Genomic DNA, 20876 nt, shown 5'->3' with positions numbered 1-20876 from the left:
TCTGCTTGGCTCAATTGGCCGTGGCGTTCTCGTGCCCGTTGGCCTGACCCGTTCCATTCGAGGACGACCCGGCGCGCTTGCCCGCCTCCTCGACATATTTCGGTTCGCCCGCGACCGCGAAATGGCCCGAACGGAGTTCCTGAAGAAGGATGCGCACCGATTCCGGTTTGACGCCGAGCGTATCGACGGCTGCGCGCGTGACTTCACGCATGAGCGCTTCCTTCTGCGCCTCGGTGCGGCCTTCCATCAGGTGAATCTGAATTACCGGCATGATGCTCCTCTTCGCTGACCCGCGTTCTTTTCCGGATGATCCGGTCCTCCTGAACGCGCCCATGGGTCGAGATTGGGCAAGAGGAGCGATGCAATCAAATACCATTTGATCCCTGTCTCGATACCTATTGCGCATCGTGTCTGAGGCTATGCGCAACGTGTTGCGCCGCGCCGGGGCGCGGGTACGAAATTTCCCAAGAGGATCGAAGGTCTTGCGTTAAGTATTTTATATCAATGCGTTAAGCCGCGCGCCACTTCGAGGAAATTGGCGAGGATCGGAGAGGGGTCAGCTTCGCGATAGATGCACGAGATGTCGACCCGCGCGCTCTTGTCCATCCCCTCGAGCGGGATGCATTTCACCCCTTCCATAATCACACTCGTGATCGAGGCTGGCACCAGACAAACCCCGAAACCGGCCGCGACGAGCGCCATCGCGGTGAAGCCGTCACCCACGACCTGCGCGACATTGGGCGCAAATCCCGCCTCGTGGCACAGCCCCGTCACCTTCTCGACGAAGCCCTGCGCGCGGCTTGCCGGGAAGAGCAGCATGGGCTCTTGCGACAGCTCGGATAGCCGCATCGAACTGCGTCCGGCAAGGGGGCCGGGATCGGGAACGACGGCGTAGAGCGGTTCGGAGGCCAGTTCCTCGATCGCCAGTCCCGGCACCGGGGTCAGCATCCGGTTGAAGCCGAGATCGATCGAGCGGTTCTGCAAGGCTTCGATCTGTGCCGTCTTGTTGAGCGCATGCATCACCACTTTCACATCCGGATAGCGGCGTTTGAATTCGAGGATGATGCGCGGAATGAAACTGAGGATCGCGGTGCCGAAGATCGCGATGTCGAGCCGTCCCAGACCGCCTTCGGAGGCCCGGTGCACCCGGTCGGCCGCCTGATCGAGCAGCCCCACGATATTGCGCGCCTCATCGAGAAACAGCGCGCCTGCCTGTGTCAGCTCGACCCCGCGCGGGGTGCGGTTGAAGAGCTGCGCGCCAAGCTGTTCCTCCAGCGCCTGGATCTGGCGCGTGATCGGGGGCTGGGAGACATGCAACCGTTCGGCCGCGCGGCCGAAATGCAGCTCCTCGGCCACGGCGATGAAATAGCGAAGCTGGCGCAGGTTCATGGCTCTCCCTTTCCGCTTTCACAGTTACGCGAACGCGCGCGATCCGGGCAAGCCGGGACGCGCGCGCAAGCGTTGAGACGGGGGAGGACGCTCAAAGCTTGAGGCAGAGGTTCGTCCGCTCGGTGTAGAATTCGAGCGAATGCACCCCGCCTTCGCGCCCGATGCCCGACGACTTCGAACCACCGAATGCGGTGCGCAGGTCGCGCAGGAACCACGAATTCACCCAGACGAGCCCGACCTCCATCTTTCCGCCGACGCGATGCGCGCGACCGAGGTTCTCGGTGAGGATCGTGGCCGAGAGGCCGTAATTCGTGTCATTGGCCATCGCGATCACCTCTTCTTCGGTGTCGAAGGGCTGGATGTGACAGCAGGGGCCGAAGATTTCTTCCTGGACGATCGGGCTGTCTTCAGGAAGTCCGGTCCAGATCGTCGGCTCGACGAAGAACCCGCCGTTGCGGTAATCGCCTTCGGGGAAGTCGGGCACACCACCGCCGGTGACGATGGTGGCGCCCAGATCGGCGGCCTTCTTGTAATAGCTCAGTACCTTCTCGCGATGCTCGGCCGAGATCAGAGGGCCGATGGTCGCGCCATCGGTATCCGGGCCGCCTTGCTTGAGACCTTCCGCGCCCGCTTTCAGGCGCGAGACGAACTCGTCGAACACGGGCCGTTCGACATAGATCCGCTCGGTGCCGAGGCAGACCTGCCCGGTATTGGCAAAGCACGAGCGCATCGTGACCTCGATCGCCTTGTCCATATCGGCGTCGGCGAAGACGATGGCAGGGTTCTTGCCGCCGAGCTCGAAGGAGACGTCGCGTAGACCCACCGCGGCCTGTTTCATGATCGCCTCGCCGGTGCGGGTCTCGCCGGTGAAGGTGATGCCGTTGACCTTCGGGTGCTGGGTCAGCAGCTCGCCCGCGCTTGCCGGGCCGAAGCCGTGGATCACGTTATAGACGCCCTTCGGGATGCCCACCTCGTTCATCACCTCGCCCAGCAAGGTCGCGGTGGCGGGGCTTTCCTCGGACGGTTTCACGACCACGGTGTTGCCGCAGGCCAGCGCCGGGCCGACTTTCCACGTCATCAGGAGGAACGGCGCGTTCCAGGGCGAGATCACCCCGATCACGCCTTTCGGGCGGTGCAGCTCAAGATTGGCCGCGCCCGTTCCGTCATGGGTGTCCATGTGGAAATACTCGCCGCCGGTGTTCTTCAGCATCTCCGCGAAGATGCGGAAATTGGCCGCGCCGCGCGGGATCTCGACCTTCTCGGCGAAACCGCGCGTGTGGCCGGTATCCTGAACTTCGGCCTCCATGAACTCGGCCTTGCGCGCGTCGATCGCGTCGGCGAGCTTCATCAGCAGGTCGCAACGCTCGCCCTTGGGCATCTTGCCCCAAGGGCCTTCGAGTGCCGCCGCCGCAGCTTCCACCGCGTCATTCACATCCTCGGTCAGAGCCTCATGCACATCGGCGATCTTCTTGCCGGTCGAGGGGGAAATCTTGTCGAAGGTCTTGCCCGATTTCGCGGCGCGATACTCGCCGTCGATGAAGAGCTTGTGCGTGGTCATGTCGTCCTCCCGTAAGACATCGCTTGCGGGACAAGCTAAGGAGGCCGCGCGATACTCGCCAATGCTTTTGTGGCCCATGCTCGATACCGTTTTTGCATGATGATAACCGGAGGGGCGATGCAAAACCCGTATCAAGCCCCGCCCATCAAAGTATTGGAGCGTATCGCGTCACCGTCCTAGCCTTGACCCTGAGGCGGCCCGCATCGGTTTTGCAAGACCGATGCAGAAGAGGGTTGCGACGGAGGATACATGCTGGACAGCACCAAGATCGAAAGCTTGGGCGATGCGCTTTACGAGGCGCTGCGCTCGGGCCGACCGACCCAGAAGATCAGCGCGCTCGAACCCGAGAGCGATATCGAAGACGCCTATCGTATCCAGCTGCGGATGCTCGAGCGGCGTCTGGCGGCGGGCGACGAGGTGGTCGGCAAGAAGATCGGCCTGACGAGCCGTGCCATTCAGGACGCGCTCGGCGTCTACCAGCCCGATTTCGGGCAGGTGACGAAGCGCATGCTGTTCGAGGACGGCGCGACGATCGACCTGTCGACGCTGATGCAGCCGCGTCTGGAAGGCGAGCTGGCCTTTCGGCTGAAAGAGGACCTGATCGGGCCGGGCGTGACGGTGACGGATGTGATCCGCGCCACAGACTACGTGACGCCCTGTTTCGAGATCGTCGATACCCGTTTCGACGACTGGAAAATCAAGATCCAGGACACCGTGGCCGACAACGCCTCTTGCGGCGTGTTCGTGCTGGGCGATGCCAAGGCCGATCCGCGCGATCTGGACCTGAGCCTTGCGGGCATGGTGATCGAGAAGAACGGCGAAGTGGTCGCCACCGGGGCAGGGGCTGCGGTGCAGGGCTCGCCGGTAATGGCGGTCGCGTGGCTCGCCAATACGTTGGGCCGTCTCGGCATCCCGCTGAAGGCCGGGGAGATCATCCTGTCGGGCGCGCAGGCGCCGCTGCTGGATGTGCGTGATGGCGATCATTTCACCTGTGAAATCGCGGGCATCGGCTCGTGCGAGATGCGTTTTGTCGGGAGGGCAATGGTATGAGCCTCGATCAACCGAAGAGCGTCGATGACGAAGCGATCATCCGCATGGCCGAGCGCGTCGAGACCGCGCAGCGTTACGCGACCCCGATCCGCAAGCTGACCGAGGATTATCCCGATCTGACCATCGCCGACGCCTATCGCGTCCAGACCGCGCTGCGGCGCAATCTGGAGAAGAAGGGCGAGCGGGTGATCGGTTGGAAAGCGGGCCTGACCTCGAAACCGAAAATGGCGCAGATGGGGGTCTCGACCCCCGGCGTGGGCTTCCTGACCGATGCGATGGAGCGTCCGGCGAACTCGAAGATCACGGTGTCGGACATGATCCACCCGCGGGTCGAGGCCGAGATCGCTTTCGTCACCAACAAGGAACTGTCGGGCAAGGTCACCCGCGAAGAGGTACTGGCCGCAACCGATTACGTCCAGCCTGCGCTGGAAGTGATCGATAGCCGCTTCACCGGGTTCAAGTTCGATCTGGAATCGGTACTGGCCGACAATTCCAGCTCGGCACGCTTCGTGCCGGGCGGGCGGATGATCCGCCCCGACGCGCTCGATCTGCGCACGGTGGGGGTCGTGCTGGAGCATAACGGCGAGATCGCCCAGATCGGCGCGGGCGCCGAGGTGCTGGGCCACCCGGCCGAGGCGATCGCGATGCTGGTCGGCGTTTTGCACGACATGGGGGAGGTGCTGCCCGCGGGCAGCTTCGTGATGGCCGGTGCGATCACCGCCGCCGTGGCCGTCAAGCCCGGCGATTCCATTACCGCGAGATTTTACGAGATGGGCTCGATCACGGTGACTTTCACCGAGTGATCCCGAGCCAAGGAGGATGAAGATGCGCAAGATCAAATGTGCCCTGATCGGGTCGGGCAATATCGGAACCGACCTGATGTTCAAGCTGCTGCGCTCCGAGGTGCTGGAGCCCGTCTGGATGGTCGGGATCGACCCCAATTCCGACGGCCTCAAGCGCGCAAAGGAAAAGGGGCTGAAGGTCACCCATGAGGGTGTCGACGGACTGCTGCCGCATGTCGAGGAAGACTGCATCCAGATCGCCTTCGACGCGACCTCGGCCTATGTCCATGCGGAAAATTCGCGCAAGCTCAATGAGCTGGGCGTGTTCATGGTCGATCTGACGCCCGCAGCGATCGGCCCGCTCTGCGTGCCGCCGGTGAACCTCGGTGATCTGGCCAAGGCCACGCCGATGAACGTCAACATGATCTCCTGCGCAGGTCAGGCGACGATCCCGATCGTCTCGGCCGTGGGTGCGGTTCAGACGGTCGAATACGCCGAGATCATCGCTTCGCTCAGCTCGAAATCCATCGGGCCGGGCACGCGGGCAAACCTCGACGAGTTCACCTTCACCACCTCGAACGCGATCGAGAAGGTGGGGGGCGCGAAGAAGGGCAAGGCGCTGGCCATCATCAACCCCGCCGATCCGCCGATGATCATGCGCAACACGATCTATTGCGAGGTCGATGGCGAGCCGGATAGGGAGGCGATCACCAAATCCGTCAAGGAGATGATCGCGCAGGTTCAGCGCTATGTCCCCGGCTACAAGCTGGTGAACGGCCCCGATTTCGACGGCAACCGCGTCGCGGTCTTCATGGAGGTCGCGGGGCTTGGCGACTACCTGCCGACCTATGCGGGCAATCTCGACATCATGACGGCGGCCGCCGCACGCACCGCCGAGATGTTCGCCGAACGAATCCTCGACGGGTCGATGGAACTCAAGAAACTGGAGCCGGCACAATGACCCATGAAAAAGCGAAATCGGGCATGGAAGGCCTGAAGGTCAAACTGCACGACATGTCTCTGCGCGACGGGATGCATGCCAAGCGCGAGCAGATCCCGGTCGAGATGATGGTCAAGATCGCCAAAGGTCTCGATGCGGCGGGCGTGCCTTACATGCAGGTCACCCATGGCGCGGGTCTGGGCGGCAACTCGATCCAGCATGGCCGCGCGCTGGCCTCGAACGCGGAATATATCTCGGCGGTGGCCGAGGTTGTGAAGCAGGCGACGATTTCGGTGCTGCTGATCCCCGGTCTGGGCACGATGAAGGAACTCGAAGAGGCCTTTGAGTGCGGCGCGCGTTCGGTCCATGTCGCGACCCATTGCACCGAGGCCGACACCTCGCCGCAGCATATCGCCTTCGCGCGCAAGCTCGGGATGGATGCTTCGGGCTTCCTGATGATGTCGCATCTGAACTCGGCCGAAGGGCTGACGGAACAGGCGCTCCTGATGGAGAGCTACGGCGCGAACACCGTCTATGTCACCGACTCGGCGGGCGCGATGCTGACCCATGAGGTCAGCCACGCGATCTCGATGATGCGCGATGCGCTGAAACCCGAGACCGAGATCGGCTTCCATGGCCACCATAATCTGGGCCTCGGTATCGCGAATTCGATCGCCGCGATCGGCGCGGGCGCGACCCGGATCGACGCCTCGCTCGCAGGGCTTGGTGCGGGCGCGGGCAATGCGCCGATCGAGGTGCTGGCTGCGGTCTGCGACCGGATGGAGATCGAGACCGGTTCGGACACCTTCGCGCTGATGGATCTGGCCGAGGATGTCGTGGTGCCGTTCATGGATCACGTTGTCCGCGCCGACCGCGAGGCCCTGACGCTGGGCTTTGCCGGGGTCTACTCGACCTTCCTGCTGCCTGCGAAGCGCGCGGCTGAACGCTTTGGCATCCCGGCGCGCGATATTCTTGTCGAGCTGGGCCGCAAGAAGATGATCGGCGGTCAGGAAGACATGATCCAGGACACCGCGATGACAATGGCGCGCGAACGCGGCCTGCTGAAGGAGAGCGCCTGACGAAATCCTTTCCGCGCGCCGGACCCATAGGCGCGCGGAAAGCCGGACCAGGCCACGGGAAGAGGAGCCCGCCGCCCGGAACGACCGGATCAGCGAACACAAGGGAGGGAAACCTATGAAGACGAAACGCGCCGCGCTCGCTCTGAGCGCGCTGATGACGCTTGCCGCAATGCCGGCCCATGCGATCGACGTGGCCCCGGGGGATTACGCGATCATGCCCTCGGGCACGAATATCGGTCTGCTCTATCTCCAGCATCAGAGCTCGGGAACCTTCGAGATCGGCGGCGGCAAGGTGCCGGACTCGAAGATCGAGGCGAATGTGATGGTCCTGCGCGGGCTGCATTATTCGCAGGCCTTCGGGATGCCCGCGCTCTATCAGGCGGTCTTGCCCGTGGTGGGGTTCGAGAGCGCGCGGATCGGCGGGGCCGATATGCCCAAGGCGCAAGGGATCGGCGATCTGACGCTGGGTTTCTCGGTCTGGCCGGTGCAGCCTTCGAACCCCGAGACCGGCACGACACTGGGCCTCACCGCCTTTCTCACCGCGCCCACGGGAAATTATGACGCAGCCAAGGTCAGCGCGGGTTCGGGCACTTGGACGCTGACGCCCCAGATCGGCCTCATCCAGGGGCTTGGCGGCGGCGCCTATCTCGACATGGTCGCGGACGTGGCACTGACCAGGGATCACACCGAGAACGGTGACAAGATCGAGCGCTCCCCCGCGCCGCAGGTGCAGGCCTATCTGCGCAAGCAATTCGGTCAGAAGACCTCCGTTTCCTTCGGCGTGTCCTCCCAGCGGGGCGGCAAGGTCAAGGTGAACGGCGTCGATACCGGCCAGCGCACCGAGCGCGACCAGCTGCGCCTCTACGCCAATACCTTCGTTAGCCCGACCCTGCAGGTTCAGGGGATGCTGGCCAAGGATGTGCATGTCGACGGTGGCTTCAAGAATGACTACGTGGCCGAGTTACGCCTGCTGAAGGTGTTCTGAACCTTCCCGGCCGGGTGCGACGGTTGCGTTGCACCCGGCATTGTCTGATACCTTTTTCGATAGTGAGGAGGGCTCCGTTATGACCTATATGGTATCAACGGGAGGGAATATGGGAATGGACTTCAAGCGACTGAAATACTTTCTCGCAGTGGCCGAGGAATTGCATTTCGGGCGGGCCGCGAACCGGCTCGATATCGCGCAGCCGCCGCTGTCGCGCCAGATTGCGGCGCTGGAGGCCGAGCTGGAGGTTCAGCTGTTCGACCGCTCGCGCAGTCAGATCCGTCTCACGCAGGCGGGCGAGGTGCTGCAAGACCACGCACGCCAGCTGCTCGAACGTCTCGACGCGGCCTATCGCGAAACGAAGATGGTGGGTTCGGGGGCGTCTGGGCGTCTGCGCATCGCCTTTGTGGGCTCTGCTTCGCATGGTGTGCTGCCGACGCTGATCAAATCCTATCGCTCCTTCTATCCGGAGGTCGAATTGCAGCTCTCGGCGATGAACAACGCCGAATTGCAGACCGCGCTGATCAGCCGGGAGATCGATATCGCGGTCGCGCGGCCTGTGCTCGATGACGAGGAGTTTCGGCGTGAGCCGTTGTGCACAGAGCCGTTGATCCTGGCTTTGCCCGACAATTCCGAGCTCGGGACGCAGCTGGAGATCCGTTTTGCAGATCTGGCCGATCAGACCTTCGTGCTCTATCCGCGCAAACCCCGCCCCAGCTATGCCGACAAGGTGCTCGATATCTGCGCGCGCGAAGGCTTCAAGCCGAAGGCGGTCGATCTGGCGCAGGATTTCCAATCTGCGATCAGCCTCGTCTCGGTCGGTGTGGGGATCGCCGTCGTGCCGCAATCAGTCTCGCGCACCCAGCGGCCCGGCGTGATCTTCCGGCCCTACAAAGGGTATAATCCCGGCACCGGGCTGACCGTACATGCGCGGCTCGACAATCGCGCACCGCAGGTGATGCACTTCCTGGAAGTGACCCGGAAATTCGCGCGCAAACAGTAGCTTGTGCTGCAACGCTGACGGGGCGGATCAGGTCGGGCGCGGATCGTCTCGAAATGTCGTGGCCTGAACGGAGCGGCGTGCGCTGAAGCTCTCGTGCCATCTTGCGAGCGCGGGGCGGCCGTTGCGCCAATTCTCTGCGTCGAAGCGGAAATCAAGATAGCACAACGCGACGCCGACGCTGATATGGCCAATGTCGAAAGGCCGCTCAGTCAGCCGCGCGGCGTGGCCCTCCAGCCAGTCGGCGACCCTGTTCATCTTGGTCCGATAGACCTCGAGCATTTGCGCGGATCGTTGCGCCTCGGGGCGCATCTTCAGCTCCACCAGCCAGGGCAGGGCGACATCCAGAAGGCCCGTCCCAAGCGCCTCGTCGCGCTCCGCTTCCAGGCGCGCGCCGGGATCGGCGGGAAAGAGCGTCGGGCCCTCGACGCTTTCCAGATCGGCCCATTCGCAGACGACGTGGCTGTCGAACAGCACGCGCCCGTCTTCGAGCTCCAGCGTCGGAATTTTCGATAACGGGTTGATGGCCATCAGCCCCTCATGCGGGATCATCGGATCGGCATGGGTGCGCACGGTCTCGACCTTGTCGGCCAAGCCTTTCTCGTGCAGCGCGACCATCGCTTTGCGGACATAGGGCGAGCGGGGCGACCAGTGCAGGATCGGCATCGGCTCAGGCCTTGCGCGCGCAAGATTGCAGCACGTCCTCGTTGACCGTGATGCCCAGGCCGGGGCCGGTCGGGCAATGAACGTGGAAGTCCTCGAAGCGGATCTCGCCGCCCGTCAGATCGGTCTTGAGGATCTTCGGGCCGAAATGCTCGCAGCCCCATTCCAGACGGGGCAGGGTGGAGAAGACGGCCAGATGCGCCGCCGCGCCGATACCGCTCTCGATGAGGCAGCCGCCATAAAGCTCCATCCCGCAGGCCTGTGCGATACCGGCGGCGCGCTTGATCTCGTTCAGCCCGCCCGATTTCACCAGTTTCAAGGAATAGACCGAGCCCGCCGCTGCGATCCCGTTGGCCACGATATCGGGGCCGGTGAAGGCGGCCTCGTCGACCATGACGGGGATTGGCGCGCGCGCGGCGACCCGCGCGGTCGCGGCGATCAGACCGGGGCGCAGGGGTTGTTCGATGAGCGACACGCCCATCTCGGCCAGTTGCGGCAGGTAGCGGATCGCGGTCGCCTCGGTCCAGCCCTGGTTCACGTCGACCACGATCTCGGTGGCCTTGCCTTCCAGCGCAGAGACGATCCTGCGCAGGCGGATCATATCGTCACCGGGCGCATTGAAGCCCAGTTTGATCTTGAAGCGACGATGTTCGCGCGCTTCGAATTTCCGGTTGGCTTCCTCGATCTCCTGATCGGCATCGCCCGAGGCCAGCGCCCAGATCACCTCGATCCTGTCGCGCACGGCGCCCCCCATCAGAACCGAGACGGGCAGGCCGAGCGAACGCCCGGCCGCGTCGTGAAGCGCTGCATCGACGGCCGCGCGCGCGGCGTTGTTGCGGTTTGCGGCCTTGGCCATCCGTGCCGCGTTCAGTTCGAAATCGAGCGCGTTGGCGTCCGCCAGCGCCGGGGTGAGATAAGTGTCGATATTGGCCTTCATCGCCTCGACGCTTTCCTCGGCCCAGCGAGGGCCGCCCAGCGTCGATGCCTCACCCCAGCCAACGGCGCCGTCTGCCAGCTCGACGCGCACGATCACATAGGACTGAAAATTGATCTCCGTGTTGGACAGTTTGTGGCGCCGGGTGGTCGGACAATCGACGATCATGGTTTCGATCCTGGCGATCTGACGTCCGGCCCGCGGATCCGAGGCCTCGAAATGCGGGGCAAGTTGCGTGACGCCGGGCTTGTTCATCGGATCTGTCCTTCGGGAAGAGGTAATTGTGATCAAAGGGAAAATCCGGCGCCGTCCTGCGGCGCCGGAGCATACTCGTTTGCGCGGATTATTCCGCTGCCATGGCCTGGGCCTGATCGGCCAATGTGAAGTCGAAACGCAGCACGAGATCGGTCGGAGCGCCTTCGGGAGCTTTCTCGAACTTGCCGATGAGATCTTCCTTCACCGCAAAGACCGAGTCGTTGTCGAGATAGTCGCTGTCGGCGTCGTAGATCTGCGAGATCAGCGGGCGGTAGCCTTCACGGGTGACCATCATGTGGATGTGGCCCGGACGCATGCAGTGATGGCCCATGTAGCGGATCAGCTCTCCCGCGGTCTCGTCGCCGGGGATCGGGTAGGGCACGGGGCGGATCGCGGTGAAGGCGTAATGACCGTTCTCGTCGCTCTCGAAGCGGCCGCGCAGGTTGTATTCGGGCTGATCAGGATCGTGGTTCTCATACAGGCCGTTGGGCGCATCTTCCCAGACGTCGATGATCGCGCCCGCAACCGGGTTGCCCTTGTTGTCCCGGATGACGCCTTCGACATAGACCGTTTCCTGACCGTCGAAATGCTTCTGGATCGTCGAGGCGCCTTTCGGCATCACCGGCGCGTTTTCGCGGAAGAACGGGCCGAGCACGGTCGAGACGGTTTCGTTGCCGGAGATCGGGTTCGAGAGCATGTCGACCAGCACTTCCACACCGAGGATGTCGCCCAGCAGGATGAATTCCTGGCGCTTGTCCGAGCACAGCGCTCCGGCGCGGCCGAGGTAATCGCAAGCGTAGAGGAATTCCTTGTGGGTCAGGTTCACATCCTTGCAGAACCCGTGCAGATGCTTGATCAGGCTTTCCATGATCTCGCGCTGGCGCGGGCCGATCTTGTCGTGCTGGCCGAGCGAGTCGATGACCACATCGGTCACGTTTTCAACGGTTACGTTGCGCATTTCTCTCCTCCTTGGAATGCGGCGGGCGGCCCTCCTCCGGGCGGCGCCATGAATTCGATGGAGGGGAGACTGGCACGGTGAAACGCAGGCTGGCCAGACGGGTGCGCGGTATCCTGTAATACCTGAAAGGTTCATCTTTGCTCCGGGTCATACCCCAGGCGTATGGAAATCTGGCGCGCGGCCTCCAGCGCGATGTTGCGATAGGCGCGCGGCTGGACTTCATGGCGGGAGCGCGGGATGGACATCGCGAGGACCGCGATCGGCCGGGAGATATGGTCCCGGATCGCGGCAGAGACGCAGATCACGTCAGGTTCCTTCGCCATCGGTCCGGCGAGAAATCCGTCGCGGCGCGGTGCTTCGAGCTCTGCGGCGAGGTCGGCGCGTTCCGCCAGCCGCGAACCGGGCCGGGCGTTGCGTTCGAGATACTCGGTCAACTGGGCGTCGGAAAACTGCGCGAGATGCAGCAGGCCTGCGGGGCTGTCATGGAGCGCGATCCACGACCCCAGCGCGTCGCGCGATACGCGCAGGGACTGCGTGCCCTCGAGCGCATCAAGCACCAGCAGCCGACCGTGGTCATGGAGCGTCAGGTGGAGCGTCTCTCCGTAATCATGCCACAGCCCGGCCAGAACCGGGCGCGCGGCCTGGGTGAGCGCCGAGCTGTCCTCGAGCGCGCGGTTGAGCGTGGCGACCAAAGGCCCGAGCCGATAGCGCCCGCGCTCGACCTTTCGCAACATTCCGATTCGCGCCAGACCGTTCACGAGGTCATGGGTTCCGCTCACGGAATTGCCGATCGCGCGTGAGAGATCCGTGACCGAATGTTCGGGTTGAGCGGCGGTGAACTGCCGAAGCAGCTCTCCAACCTTGCGCAAAGTCTTCATTTTGGCCTCCGAGGACAATTTGCCGATCAACTTTTCCGGTATTGTCGGAAAAAGTACCGGTATTTGTCGATACCTTTCGGTAATCACTTCTCTCCGGCACGTTCGGTTCAGTCAGGTCGGCCATGTCTTTCGTTCATCCCGACCTGCTGGAGGAGGAAAGATGAAAGACAATGTGAAGGACGCCCCAAGCGGCGTCACGACCCCCTATACCGGTGCGGAATATCTCGGCAGTCTGCAGGACGCCCGCGAGATCTACCTGCATGGCGAGCGCGTCAAGGACGTGACCAAGCACCCGGCCTTTCGTAACTCGTCGCGCATGGTGGCGCGCTGGTATGACAAGCTGCACGAGAAGAAGGACGAGATCGGACGACCGACCGATACCGGTTCGGGCGGCTGGACGCACCCGTTCTTCAAGGGGGCGAAGTCCAAGGAGGATCTGATCGCTGGGCGCGATGCCATCGCAGAGACGCAGCGCGTCGCGAGTGGCTGGATGGGCCGGGCGCCGGATTACAAGGCGGCCTTTCTCGGCACGCTGGGCGCGAACTCCGCGTTCTACGGCGAATATGCCGAAAACGCGAAGAGGTGGTATGCCCGCACGCAAGAGCGGATCGACTACTGGAACCACGCGATCGTCAACCCGCCGGTCGACCGCCACCTGCCGCCCGAAGAGGCTGGCGATGTGTTCATGCAGGTCGAGAAGGAAACCGATGCCGGCGTGATCGTGTCGGGCGCGAAGGTCGTGGCCACCGGCTCGGCGCTGACGCATTACAACTTCATCGGCTACTACGGCGTCCCGATCAAGGACAAGAAATTCGCGCTGACCTTCACCGCGCCGATGGACAGCCCCGGCGTGAAGCTGATCAGTCGGGCGTCTTACGAGCTGAACGCGGCCGTCATGGGCACGCCCTTCGACTACCCGCTCTCGTCGCGTCTGGACGAGAACGACGCCATCCTCGTCTTCGACAAGGTGCTGGTGCCGTGGGAGAACCTGTTCATCTATGGCGATATCGAGAAGCTCAACGGCTTCGTGCCGGCATCCGGCTTCGCTCCGCGCTTCACCCTGCATGGCTGCACCCGTCTTGCGGTGAAGCTAGATTTCATCGCTGGGCTGTTCTCGAAAGCGCTCGATGCGACGGGCGCCGGTGGCTTCCGCGGTCCGCAAACCGCGGTGGGTGAGGTGATCGGCTGGCGCAACCTGTTCTGGGGCCTGTCGGATGCGATGGTGATGAACCCGGATCAATGGGTGGGCACCGATGGCTATCTCGCGCCGAAATCGTCCTCGGCCATGGCTTACCGCGTCTTCGCGCCGATGGCCTACAGCCGGATCAAGGAACTGATCGAGCGCCACGTTGCCTCGGGTTTGATCTACCTGCCATCCTCGACGCTCGACTTCCAATCCGAAGAGGTGCGCCCCTATCTCGACCGCTTCGTGCGCGGTTCGAACGGGATGGTCGCGGTGGATCGCGTGAAGCTGCTGAAGCTGCTCTGGGACGCGATGGGCTCCGAATTCGGCGGCCGTCACGAGCTCTACGAGAGCAACTATGCGGGCAATTACGAAGCGATCCGGATGGAGACGATGTTCACCGCGCAAGCGACGGGCGAGCTCGACATGATGCGCGGCCTCGTCGACGATTTCATGAGCGAATACGACCTCAATGGCTGGGTGTCGAAGGATCTCGTGAACCCGTGGGACGTGAACCGCCTCAAGGACGGCTTCCAGGCCTGAGATTGATCGGGTGGCGCGGCCCTCGGGCTGCGCCACCCAGACCCCGGGGAAGGAGGAGCCCCATGAGTTTGGATTTCACAGGCATGCAGACACAGGTGTTGCGGGACGACCAGATCGCGCTCGAGTCCAGCATCTTGACCATCGGAGCCTTCGACGGCGTACATCGTGGACACCAAGCGCTGATCGCGCGGGCGGTCTCGGAGGCGCGCGCGGCGGGTGTCCCGTCGGTCGTCTGGACCTTCGATCCGCCGCCGAAAGTGTTCTTCGGCCGGGCGCGGCAACTGTCGCCGATATCGGAAAAGCTCGCACGGATTGCGCGGCTCGGGCCGGATTACATCGTGCTGGCGTCGTTTTGCAAAAGCTATGCCGCGCGCAGCCCGCAGGCGTTTCTGGAGGATCTGGCGCGGATCAACCCGGCCCGCATTCATGTCGGTGCCGATTTCCGCTTCGGCGCGAAACAGGCGGGGTCGGTGACCACGCTGGCCGAGCGGTTCAACGTGACATTGGCGCCCGCGGTGTTGTGCGAAGAGGGAGAGGTGATCTCGTCCACGCGTATCCGGGGCCTGCGTGCCGAGGGTCGCGCGGCGGAGGCGGTGGCCCTTCAGGGCTCCACCGATCCGTCGGCGCTGATGTCGGGCGCGCTTCTGACACGGGACATGAGATTTGGGGAGGAATTCGATGTCCGGAATTGACCCGCGCGATCTGCGCGACGCTTGCGGCAGTTTCGCAACCGGCGTGACGGTGATCTCGACGCGCACCGCGGACGGCGATCACGGGATGACGGCCAATGCCTTCATGTCGGTCTCGCTCGACCCGCCGCTGATCACCATCTCGCTCGATCACAAATCCAGAATGCGCGAGAAGGTCCGCGCCTCGGGCCGCTACGCGGTCAACATCCTGAGCCACGAGATGGAGGGGCTGGCGATGCATTTCGCGGGCCGTCACGATCCGGCCCATGCCGATCCCTTCATCGAGCGCGACGGATTGCCCGTCGTCCCCGGCGCCTCGACGGTCTTCCTGACCGAGGTCGTGCAGGAAGTCGAGGCGGGCGATCATACGCTCTTCATCGGTCGCGTTACCGAAATCGAGCGCGATCTGTCCGCCAAACCGCTTCTGTTCTGTGGCGGCAAATTCGGCGCGCTGGCAAGCTGATGCAGCGTTCAGGCTGCGGGCAGGACCACCGAGAAGGTGCTGCCCCGGCCTTTCTCGCTCTCGATACGCAGCCGTCCGCGATGGCGGGCAACGATATGCTTGACGATGGCGAGCCCGAGCCCGGTGCCGCCCTTCTCGCGAGAGCGATGCGTGTCGACGCGGTAGAACCGTTCGGTCAGGCGCGGCAGGTGCTGAGGGTCGATGCCCTCACCCTTGTCGATGACCGAGACGCGATAGGCGGGACCGCGCAGTACCGGCTCATGCGCGATATGTTCCACCGCGACGCGGACCTCTCCGCCTTGGCCCCCATATTTGATCGCGTTCTCCACCAGGTTCGAGAAGACTTGGGTCAGCTGGTCGGGATCTCCCTTCACGTTCAGCCCGCGCGCGTCGCCGTCGCGGAGAAGGACGACCGAAGCCGCTTCTGCGACCGGCGCAAGCCCTTGCAGCACGCCGCGCAATACGAGGCCCAGATCGACCGTGCCCGTCGGGCGCATCCGCTCCTCGCTCTCGACGCGGCTGAGCGAGAGCAGGTCGCCCACGAGACGGTTCATCCGGGCCGCCTCGCGCTCCATGATCGAGAGGAACCTGTCGCGTGCAGCAGCATCGTCGCGCGCCGAAGAGCGCAGCGTTTCGATGAAGCCCATCAGCGCGGTGAGAGGGGTGCGCAGCTCGTGGCTGACATTGGCGACGAAATCGCGTCGCATCGCCTCGGCCTCCTCGAGCGCGGAGATGTCCTCGAAGCTCGCCAGCACGGAAGATTGGGGCAGGGGGCCTTCGGGCGCGGGCGGCAGCGGGGCAAGATGGACAAGCAGGATCGCTTCTCCACGCCCGCCGGAGTTGAGCCGAAGCCGTACCGGTTCAGGGCGGCCGCCTCGCATTGCTTCGCCGAGTGCGAGGCCGAAGGCGGGCTGGCGCAGGGCGGTGACATAGGGCCGCCCCGCGATCTGTGACCCGAAGAGGCGCAGCGCAGCGGTGTTGGCCAGTGCGATACGTTCGTCGGCGCTGATCAGCAGGGTTACCTCGGGCAGACCGTCGAATACCGTCTGCAAGAAACCTTCCACCATATCCGGCCCTCCCAAGCGCACGGTCGGAGCATTGGAAAATTCCATGGGGTATGTAAAGGGACCTTCCCGAATTACACGGTTTCTTAAGTCATTAGCGTTTCACATGGGGGGATCGCAGTTTGCAAGGAAATCGGGTTGCCGCCATGCGTGACGCAAGATAAACCTAAGCGTGTATTCGCATGTCTCGTCTTTACTAGTGCTTGATCGAAATAAAAAAGAATCGCCCTCAAAAAGGTAAAAACCGCCATGGCGCGTCCGCTTTTTTCCAGTCAGGCTTTGCGCGCCCTTTTGCTTCACAGCCACACCGTCGCGAATTGCAAGCGCCTGCTGCTGATCGACCCTGCGTTTGAGTTGCCTGCCGCGCTGCGTGATATCGATGGGCTCAATCTCACAAGCACACGTTTCGAGATGCTCGATAGCGATTTGCTCGACAGTGCCCGCCCCGAGATGATCCTGGCCCCGCTGATGACGCCGCGGTTTGATATCCTCGATCTTGCGCGCAAACTCGACGGGCTCGGGTATGGCGGAGCCTTGCGCGCCTACAGCGCCCCCCTGCCGAGCGTGCAGCTTATCCGTGCCGAGATGCGTTCGGACTTCCCGAAGCTCGATTTCGATATTTTCGCGGTGCCCGATGTCGGTGATCGCGAGAATTAGCTGACGACCCGCAACCCCTTGGAAAAGCGCGCGGCGTTCTGCCTGTAATGTTCTGCGGATGCGAGCAGCCGTTGGCGCGCCGCCTCATCCAGTTCGCGCACGATCTTGCCCGGCGCACCCATGACGAGGCTGCCATCGGGAATTTCCTTGCCCTCGGTAATCAGCGCTCCGGCACCGATCAGGCAGCCCTTGCCGATCTTTGCACCATTGAGAACCGTCGCCCCCATCCCGATGAGCGAGCCGTCTCCGATTATGCAGCCATGCAGCATCGCCTTGTGCCCGATCGTGCAATCCGCGCCGATCACCAGCGGAAAGCCCATATCGGTGTGGCAGACGACGTTCTCCTGCACGTTCGAGCCGCGCCCGACGCGGATCTCCTCGTTGTCGCCGCGCAGGGTGCAGCCAAACCAGACCGAGGCGGCCTCTTCCAGCACGACCTTGCCGATCAGGTTCGCATCGGGCGCGACCCATGCGCCAGCGCCGATCTGCGGGGCAATTCCGTCGAGCTCATAGATCATCGGTCGTCAAACTCCTTGTTCAGTCCGCGCACGAAGCCGGTCAGCCAGGTCTGGCGATCGCGCCGGGCCCGTTCGGCGGTGAGGATGGTGCGCAGGCGCTCCTCGGCCGCATCGAGGTCGTCATTGACCAACACGTAGTCATATTCGGACCAATGGCTGATCTCGGCCAGCGATTTCTCCATCCGGCCCCGGATCACCGCATCGCTGTCCTGCGCGCGTGACCGCAGCCGCTGTTCGAGCGCCGCGATCGAGGGCGGCAGGATGAAGATCGAGACCACGTCCTTGCCCAGCGAGGAGTTGCGGATCTGCTGGCCGCCCTGCCAGTCCACATCGAAGAGCGTGTCGCGTCCTTCCGACATCGCCCGTTCCACGGGGCCTTTGGGGGTACCATAGAGATTGCCGAAGACCTCGGCATGTTCCAGCATCTCTCCGGCCTCGACCATCGTCTCGAACTCGGCGCGGCTCTTGAAATAATACTCGATCCCGTCGGTCTCGCCCGGACGCGGATCGCGGGTCGTGGCCGAGACCGAGAAACGGAGCGTCGGGTCCCAGCTCATCAGCCGCTTGGCCAGCGTCGATTTCCCGGCGCCCGAGGGCGAGGAAAGGATGATCAGCAGGCCACGGCGGGCGGTCTCGGGCATCGGGTCACTCCACGTTCTGGATCTGCTCGCGCATCTGATCGATCGCGTATTTCAGTGCAAGCCCGATCTGGGTCAGCGCCGCATCGCCCGATTTCGAGCACAGCGTGTTGGCCTCGCGCACGAATTCCTGGGTCAGGAATTCGAACTTGCGGCCGACAGGTCCGGCTTCGGCCAGAAGCGCGCGTGCGGCGCTTACATGGACCCGCAGCCGGTCGATCTCTTCGGTCACGTCGTTCTTGATCGCGATCAGGGCGAGTTCCTGAACGATACGCGGCTCGTCGAGATCGGGGGCGGCCTCGATCACCCGGGTCAGCGCCGCGCGTATCGTTTCGGCGGCCGATGGTTTGCGTGCCGCCGCCGCAGTCGCCGCCTGAGCCACGAGGGCTTCGATCGTGTCGAGCTGCGCCCCGATCACCACCCCGATCTCGGCGCCCTCGCTGGCGCGCATCGCGGCGAAACATCCAAGCCCTTCCTCGATCTCGGCGAGGATCGCGTTGCGCAGCGCTTCCGGGTCGGTCACCGGCGGGGCGCCGTGTTCGACGACGCCGCGCAGAGCCAGCAGATCGCCCGCCCGCATCGGTTCGATGGGAAGGCCACGGGCGCGGGCGGCATCCTGCACCGCCTCGGCCACGGTGATCGCGACCTCTAGGGCGGCGGGGTCGATGCGCAGGGCCTCTGCGGCATCGCTATGGGTCAGGCGCAGGTTCAGCGAGACATTCCCGCGCGAGACGCGCTCCGAGACCAGTTTGCGCAGCGCGGCTTCGAGCCCTTCAAGCTCGGGCAGGCGCATGCGCAGATCGAAGCCCTTGCCATTGACCGAACGGATATCCCAGCTCCAGTCATGTCCCGCTGCCGCCCCCTGACCGGAGGCGAAGCCCGTCATCGAAACGGTTCTACACGGCGTAAGCGGGGCTTCTGTGGCTTTAACCATTTAAGACTTTCTTTTCCCATATGGCGAAAAAGTGGCGTATTAAGAGTTCAGTAATCATTTCGCTCCGACGGTCAACCGAAACGACCGGCGCATCAGAATGGGCCGGAGCATTTCACCCCTCTTGTGCGGGCGGGCTGCCCGCCCATTCGACAGGTGGACCATGGAACGTGACACCGACACGAATATCTCCCGGCTCGGCGCTGGCACCGGCCGGCGCGTCTCCAACGAGCTGCGCGCCTATTGGGAGGCGCTGCGGGCGGGACGCCCGATGCCATCGCGTGCCGAGATCGACCCGCGCGGGATCGACCGGGCGCTGGCATTTGCCTTCATTCTGGAACGTGTGGCTCCCGGGATCGCGCGGTTCCGGCTCGCCGGGATGCATCTCAACGACCTGATGGGAATGGAGGTGCGTGGGATGCCGCTGACGTCCTTCTTCACGCCAGAGGCGCGCAAGGGTGTGGCCGAGCTGACGGAGGCGGTCTTTGCGAGCCCGGCCATTGCCGAGGCGCAGCTGAGCGCGGATCGCGCGCTTGGCCGGCCCCCGCTCTCTGCCCGGCTGCTGATCCTGCCGCTGACTTCGGATTTCGGCGATGTGAGCCGCGCGCTGGGATGTCTGGTGGCCGAGGGCGAAATCGGGCGCAGCCCGCGCCGCTTCGAGCTGATCCGGAGCCAGACCCGCCTTCTGCCGACGACGCGCCCGATGACGCCAGCCCAGCTTGGGCCCGATCCGCTGCGCCCCGAAGCGCTGCGCGGGGCGCCGATGGGGTTTGCCGAGGCGCAGGCGCGCTTCGAGCCGCCGCGCAAGACACCTGCCGAGCATCTCACGGAAATGACGCCTGAAGAACGCCGCGCGATGTTCCGCGTCGTTCGCGAGAGTTGACGCGCGCGAGATATCTTCCCGGAACAAGAAAAAGCCCCGCCGGATCGGCGGGGCTTCATCTGTTTCGTCTCGGCCGCGATTACTCGCGGTTGCCGAGGAATTGCAGCAGGAACATGAACATGTTCAGGAAGTCCAGGTAGAGCTGAAGCGCGCCGATGATGGCGGCTTTGCCCATGAAGTCCCGGCCATCGCCAGCGGCGAGCTGGAGGTAGGTGTTCTTGATGTTCTGCGTGTCATAGGCGGTCAGGCCCGCGAAGATCAGCACGCCAATCACCGAGATCGCGAAAGCCATCGCCGAGGAGGCGAGGAAGATGTTCACGATCGAGGCGACGATCAGGCCGATGAGGCCCATCATCAGGAAGGAGCCCATGGCGCTGAGATTGCGCTTGGTCGTGTAGCCGTAAAGCGACAGGCCCGCGAAGGCGATCGCGGTCACGAGGAAGGTCTGCGCGATCGACACGCCGGTATAGACGGCGAAGATGAAGCTGATCGACAGCCCCATCAGGGCGGCATAGCCGAAGAAGACCAGCTGCGCGGTCGCGGTCGACATCTTGTGGATCATCGCGCCGAAGGCGAAGACCACCGCAAGAGGCGCGAGCATCACGACCCATTTCAGGCCCGAGCCGAAGATCGCGGCCACCAGAGCCGGGTTCGTGCCCACGCCGAACGCCACGGCGCCCGTCACCAGCATAGCCAGCGACATAAGCCCGTAGACCTTGTTCATATGCGTGCGAAGACCCTCGTCAATCGCAGCCTGACGCGTGCCCGCATGGGGGGTCCGCATCGTTTCGAAATCAGCCATCAGCACCTCCAACAATTCGTTCCGGCCGTCCCTC

23 protein-coding genes are annotated in these 20876 nt (G+C 63.7%); 11 read left to right on the top strand and 12 right to left on the bottom strand.

Annotation, left to right across the window (positions count from 1 at the left end; genetic code table 11):
* Positions 1 to 10 precede the first annotated feature (10 nt).
* From BMG00_RS03640 to BMG00_RS03630, 3 genes are all read right to left on the bottom strand, one after another.
* A complete protein-coding gene (locus BMG00_RS03640) occupies positions 11 to 271 on the bottom strand; it encodes a 2-hydroxymuconate tautomerase (RefSeq protein WP_078528834.1) in 261 nt (86 codons plus the stop codon).
* Between the two features lie 230 nt (positions 272 to 501).
* Positions 502 to 1389 carry a LysR family transcriptional regulator gene (locus BMG00_RS03635; protein ID WP_078528832.1) on the bottom strand — a complete coding sequence of 296 codons (888 nt, stop codon included), beginning with the start codon at positions 1387 to 1389 and terminating at the stop codon, positions 502 to 504.
* A 91-nt stretch (positions 1390 to 1480) separates the two neighbouring features.
* Positions 1481 to 2947 (bottom strand): 2-hydroxymuconic semialdehyde dehydrogenase, encoded by a 1467-nt coding sequence (locus BMG00_RS03630; protein WP_078573409.1) that lies wholly within the window; start codon positions 2945 to 2947, stop codon positions 1481 to 1483.
* 249 nt (positions 2948 to 3196) lie between these two features.
* On the opposite strand from BMG00_RS03630, the gene BMG00_RS03625 reads away from it, so the two are divergent.
* The 6 genes from BMG00_RS03625 (at position 3197) to BMG00_RS03600 (ending at position 8786) form a co-directional block, all read left to right on the top strand.
* A complete protein-coding gene (locus BMG00_RS03625; protein WP_281251058.1) occupies positions 3197 to 3997 on the top strand; it encodes a fumarylacetoacetate hydrolase family protein in 801 nt (266 codons plus the stop codon).
* Entirely contained in the window at positions 3994 to 4800 is an 807-nt protein-coding gene (dmpH, locus tag BMG00_RS03620; protein ID WP_078573408.1) for a 2-oxo-3-hexenedioate decarboxylase, read from the top strand. The genes BMG00_RS03625 and dmpH overlap by 4 nt, the downstream gene beginning before the upstream one ends.
* 22 nt (positions 4801 to 4822) lie before the next feature.
* Entirely contained in the window at positions 4823 to 5740 is a 918-nt protein-coding gene (locus BMG00_RS03615; RefSeq protein WP_078574239.1) for an acetaldehyde dehydrogenase (acetylating), read from the top strand.
* Positions 5737 to 6798: a 4-hydroxy-2-oxovalerate aldolase gene (dmpG, locus tag BMG00_RS03610; protein ID WP_078573407.1), complete on the top strand. Its 1062-nt coding sequence runs from the start codon at positions 5737 to 5739 to the stop codon at positions 6796 to 6798. The genes BMG00_RS03615 and dmpG overlap by 4 nt, the downstream gene beginning before the upstream one ends.
* A 115-nt stretch (positions 6799 to 6913) precedes the next feature.
* The gene (locus tag BMG00_RS03605) at positions 6914 to 7783 is read left to right on the top strand and encodes a transporter (RefSeq protein ID WP_078573406.1); all 870 of its coding nucleotides are present in this window, start codon (positions 6914 to 6916) and stop codon (positions 7781 to 7783) included.
* Between the two features lie 115 nt (positions 7784 to 7898).
* Complete coding sequence (locus tag BMG00_RS03600) at positions 7899 to 8786, top strand: LysR family transcriptional regulator (RefSeq protein WP_078528822.1); 888 nt, start codon at positions 7899 to 7901, stop codon at positions 8784 to 8786.
* A 27-nt stretch (positions 8787 to 8813) separates the two neighbouring features.
* Here BMG00_RS03600 and BMG00_RS03595 read toward each other — a convergent pair whose 3' ends face one another.
* From BMG00_RS03595 to BMG00_RS03580, 4 genes are all read right to left on the bottom strand, one after another.
* Positions 8814 to 9449: a glutathione S-transferase N-terminal domain-containing protein gene (locus BMG00_RS03595; protein ID WP_078573405.1), complete on the bottom strand. Its 636-nt coding sequence runs from the start codon at positions 9447 to 9449 to the stop codon at positions 8814 to 8816.
* A gap of 4 nt (positions 9450 to 9453) precedes the next feature.
* On the bottom strand, positions 9454 to 10635 hold the full coding sequence (locus tag BMG00_RS03590) for a muconate/chloromuconate family cycloisomerase (protein ID WP_078573404.1): 1182 nt from the start codon (positions 10633 to 10635) through the stop codon (positions 9454 to 9456).
* Between the two features lie 88 nt (positions 10636 to 10723).
* Positions 10724 to 11593: a dioxygenase family protein gene (locus BMG00_RS03585; RefSeq protein WP_078573403.1), complete on the bottom strand. Its 870-nt coding sequence runs from the start codon at positions 11591 to 11593 to the stop codon at positions 10724 to 10726.
* A 131-nt stretch (positions 11594 to 11724) separates the two neighbouring features.
* The gene (locus BMG00_RS03580) at positions 11725 to 12471 is read right to left on the bottom strand and encodes an IclR family transcriptional regulator (RefSeq protein ID WP_146642550.1); all 747 of its coding nucleotides are present in this window, start codon (positions 12469 to 12471) and stop codon (positions 11725 to 11727) included.
* Between the two features lie 160 nt (positions 12472 to 12631).
* Here BMG00_RS03580 and BMG00_RS03575 point away from each other — a divergent pair, with 160 nt between their 5' ends.
* From BMG00_RS03575 to BMG00_RS03565, 3 genes are all read left to right on the top strand, one after another.
* The gene (locus tag BMG00_RS03575) at positions 12632 to 14197 is read left to right on the top strand and encodes a 4-hydroxyphenylacetate 3-hydroxylase N-terminal domain-containing protein (protein ID WP_078573401.1); all 1566 of its coding nucleotides are present in this window, start codon (positions 12632 to 12634) and stop codon (positions 14195 to 14197) included.
* 62 nt (positions 14198 to 14259) lie between these two features.
* Complete coding sequence (locus tag BMG00_RS03570; RefSeq protein ID WP_078573400.1) at positions 14260 to 14889, top strand: FAD synthetase family protein; 630 nt, start codon at positions 14260 to 14262, stop codon at positions 14887 to 14889.
* A complete protein-coding gene (locus BMG00_RS03565; protein WP_078528809.1) occupies positions 14876 to 15349 on the top strand; it encodes a flavin reductase family protein in 474 nt (157 codons plus the stop codon). Before BMG00_RS03570 ends, BMG00_RS03565 begins: the two co-directional genes overlap by 14 nt.
* Positions 15350 to 15357: 8 nt before the next feature.
* Here BMG00_RS03565 and BMG00_RS03560 read toward each other — a convergent pair whose 3' ends face one another.
* Positions 15358 to 16416 carry an ATP-binding protein gene (locus BMG00_RS03560; protein WP_078529022.1) on the bottom strand — a complete coding sequence of 353 codons (1059 nt, stop codon included), beginning with the start codon at positions 16414 to 16416 and terminating at the stop codon, positions 15358 to 15360.
* Between the two features lie 246 nt (positions 16417 to 16662).
* Here BMG00_RS03560 and BMG00_RS03555 point away from each other — a divergent pair, with 246 nt between their 5' ends.
* On the top strand, positions 16663 to 17070 hold the full coding sequence (locus BMG00_RS03555) for a hypothetical protein (RefSeq protein WP_078573399.1): 408 nt from the start codon (positions 16663 to 16665) through the stop codon (positions 17068 to 17070).
* Here BMG00_RS03555 and BMG00_RS03550 read toward each other — a convergent pair.
* Genes BMG00_RS03550 through BMG00_RS03540 form a run of 3 tightly spaced genes read right to left on the bottom strand, consistent with a single transcriptional unit; the run spans position 17067 to position 19112 of the window.
* Positions 17067 to 17588: a gamma carbonic anhydrase family protein gene (locus BMG00_RS03550; protein WP_078528806.1), complete on the bottom strand. Its 522-nt coding sequence runs from the start codon at positions 17586 to 17588 to the stop codon at positions 17067 to 17069. The two genes, BMG00_RS03555 and BMG00_RS03550, sit on opposite strands and share 4 nt — an antisense overlap.
* Entirely contained in the window at positions 17585 to 18229 is a 645-nt protein-coding gene (gene gmk / locus BMG00_RS03545) for a guanylate kinase (protein WP_078528804.1), read from the bottom strand. The genes BMG00_RS03550 and gmk overlap by 4 nt, the downstream gene beginning before the upstream one ends.
* Before the next feature lie 4 nt (positions 18230 to 18233).
* The gene (locus BMG00_RS03540) at positions 18234 to 19112 is read right to left on the bottom strand and encodes a YicC/YloC family endoribonuclease (protein WP_078573398.1); all 879 of its coding nucleotides are present in this window, start codon (positions 19110 to 19112) and stop codon (positions 18234 to 18236) included.
* A 208-nt stretch (positions 19113 to 19320) separates the two neighbouring features.
* Here BMG00_RS03540 and BMG00_RS03535 point away from each other — a divergent pair, with 208 nt between their 5' ends.
* Positions 19321 to 20040, top strand: a complete 720-nt coding sequence (locus tag BMG00_RS03535; protein ID WP_078573397.1) for a PAS domain-containing protein — start codon at positions 19321 to 19323, stop codon at positions 20038 to 20040.
* A 79-nt stretch (positions 20041 to 20119) separates the two neighbouring features.
* Here BMG00_RS03535 and BMG00_RS03530 read toward each other — a convergent pair whose 3' ends face one another.
* Positions 20120 to 20842, bottom strand: a complete 723-nt coding sequence (locus BMG00_RS03530; RefSeq protein ID WP_078574238.1) for a Bax inhibitor-1/YccA family protein — start codon at positions 20840 to 20842, stop codon at positions 20120 to 20122.
* Positions 20843 to 20876 lie beyond the last annotated feature (34 nt).

Origin of the sequence: Thioclava marina (assembly GCF_002020135.1) — a bacterium.
GTDB classification, from domain to species: domain Bacteria; phylum Pseudomonadota; class Alphaproteobacteria; order Rhodobacterales; family Rhodobacteraceae; genus Thioclava; species Thioclava marina.
Note: the sequence above shows the minus strand (reverse complement) of the source record. Positions and strands in the feature narration are given on the sequence as shown.

Coding starts and splice junctions, on each gene's coding strand:
- BMG00_RS03640 (WP_078528834.1), bottom strand. CDS start 271: ATGCCGGTAATTCAGATTCACCTGATGGAAGGCCGCACCGAGGCGCAG.
- BMG00_RS03550 (WP_078528806.1), bottom strand. CDS start 17,588: ATGATCTATGAGCTCGACGGAATTGCCCCGCAGATCGGCGCTGGCGCA.
- BMG00_RS03635 (WP_078528832.1), bottom strand. CDS start 1,389: ATGAACCTGCGCCAGCTTCGCTATTTCATCGCCGTGGCCGAGGAGCTG.
- BMG00_RS03595 (WP_078573405.1), bottom strand. CDS start 9,449: ATGCCGATCCTGCACTGGTCGCCCCGCTCGCCCTATGTCCGCAAAGCG.
- BMG00_RS03600 (WP_078528822.1), top strand. CDS start 7,899: ATGGACTTCAAGCGACTGAAATACTTTCTCGCAGTGGCCGAGGAATTG.
- dmpH (WP_078573408.1), top strand. CDS start 3,994: ATGAGCCTCGATCAACCGAAGAGCGTCGATGACGAAGCGATCATCCGC.
- BMG00_RS03570 (WP_078573400.1), top strand. CDS start 14,260: ATGAGTTTGGATTTCACAGGCATGCAGACACAGGTGTTGCGGGACGAC.
- BMG00_RS03585 (WP_078573403.1), bottom strand. CDS start 11,593: ATGCGCAACGTAACCGTTGAAAACGTGACCGATGTGGTCATCGACTCG.
- BMG00_RS03630 (WP_078573409.1), bottom strand. CDS start 2,947: ATGACCACGCACAAGCTCTTCATCGACGGCGAGTATCGCGCCGCGAAA.
- BMG00_RS03605 (WP_078573406.1), top strand. CDS start 6,914: ATGAAGACGAAACGCGCCGCGCTCGCTCTGAGCGCGCTGATGACGCTT.
- gmk (WP_078528804.1), bottom strand. CDS start 18,229: ATGCCCGAGACCGCCCGCCGTGGCCTGCTGATCATCCTTTCCTCGCCC.
- BMG00_RS03575 (WP_078573401.1), top strand. CDS start 12,632: ATGAAAGACAATGTGAAGGACGCCCCAAGCGGCGTCACGACCCCCTAT.
- BMG00_RS03580 (WP_146642550.1), bottom strand. CDS start 12,471: ATGAAGACTTTGCGCAAGGTTGGAGAGCTGCTTCGGCAGTTCACCGCC.
- BMG00_RS03530 (WP_078574238.1), bottom strand. CDS start 20,842: ATGGCTGATTTCGAAACGATGCGGACCCCCCATGCGGGCACGCGTCAG.
- BMG00_RS03560 (WP_078529022.1), bottom strand. CDS start 16,416: ATGGTGGAAGGTTTCTTGCAGACGGTATTCGACGGTCTGCCCGAGGTA.
- BMG00_RS03555 (WP_078573399.1), top strand. CDS start 16,663: ATGGCGCGTCCGCTTTTTTCCAGTCAGGCTTTGCGCGCCCTTTTGCTT.
- dmpG (WP_078573407.1), top strand. CDS start 5,737: ATGACCCATGAAAAAGCGAAATCGGGCATGGAAGGCCTGAAGGTCAAA.
- BMG00_RS03625 (WP_281251058.1), top strand. CDS start 3,197: ATGCTGGACAGCACCAAGATCGAAAGCTTGGGCGATGCGCTTTACGAG.
- BMG00_RS03535 (WP_078573397.1), top strand. CDS start 19,321: ATGGAACGTGACACCGACACGAATATCTCCCGGCTCGGCGCTGGCACC.
- BMG00_RS03565 (WP_078528809.1), top strand. CDS start 14,876: ATGTCCGGAATTGACCCGCGCGATCTGCGCGACGCTTGCGGCAGTTTC.
- BMG00_RS03540 (WP_078573398.1), bottom strand. CDS start 19,112: ATGACGGGCTTCGCCTCCGGTCAGGGGGCGGCAGCGGGACATGACTGG.
- BMG00_RS03590 (WP_078573404.1), bottom strand. CDS start 10,635: ATGAACAAGCCCGGCGTCACGCAACTTGCCCCGCATTTCGAGGCCTCG.
- BMG00_RS03615 (WP_078574239.1), top strand. CDS start 4,823: ATGCGCAAGATCAAATGTGCCCTGATCGGGTCGGGCAATATCGGAACC.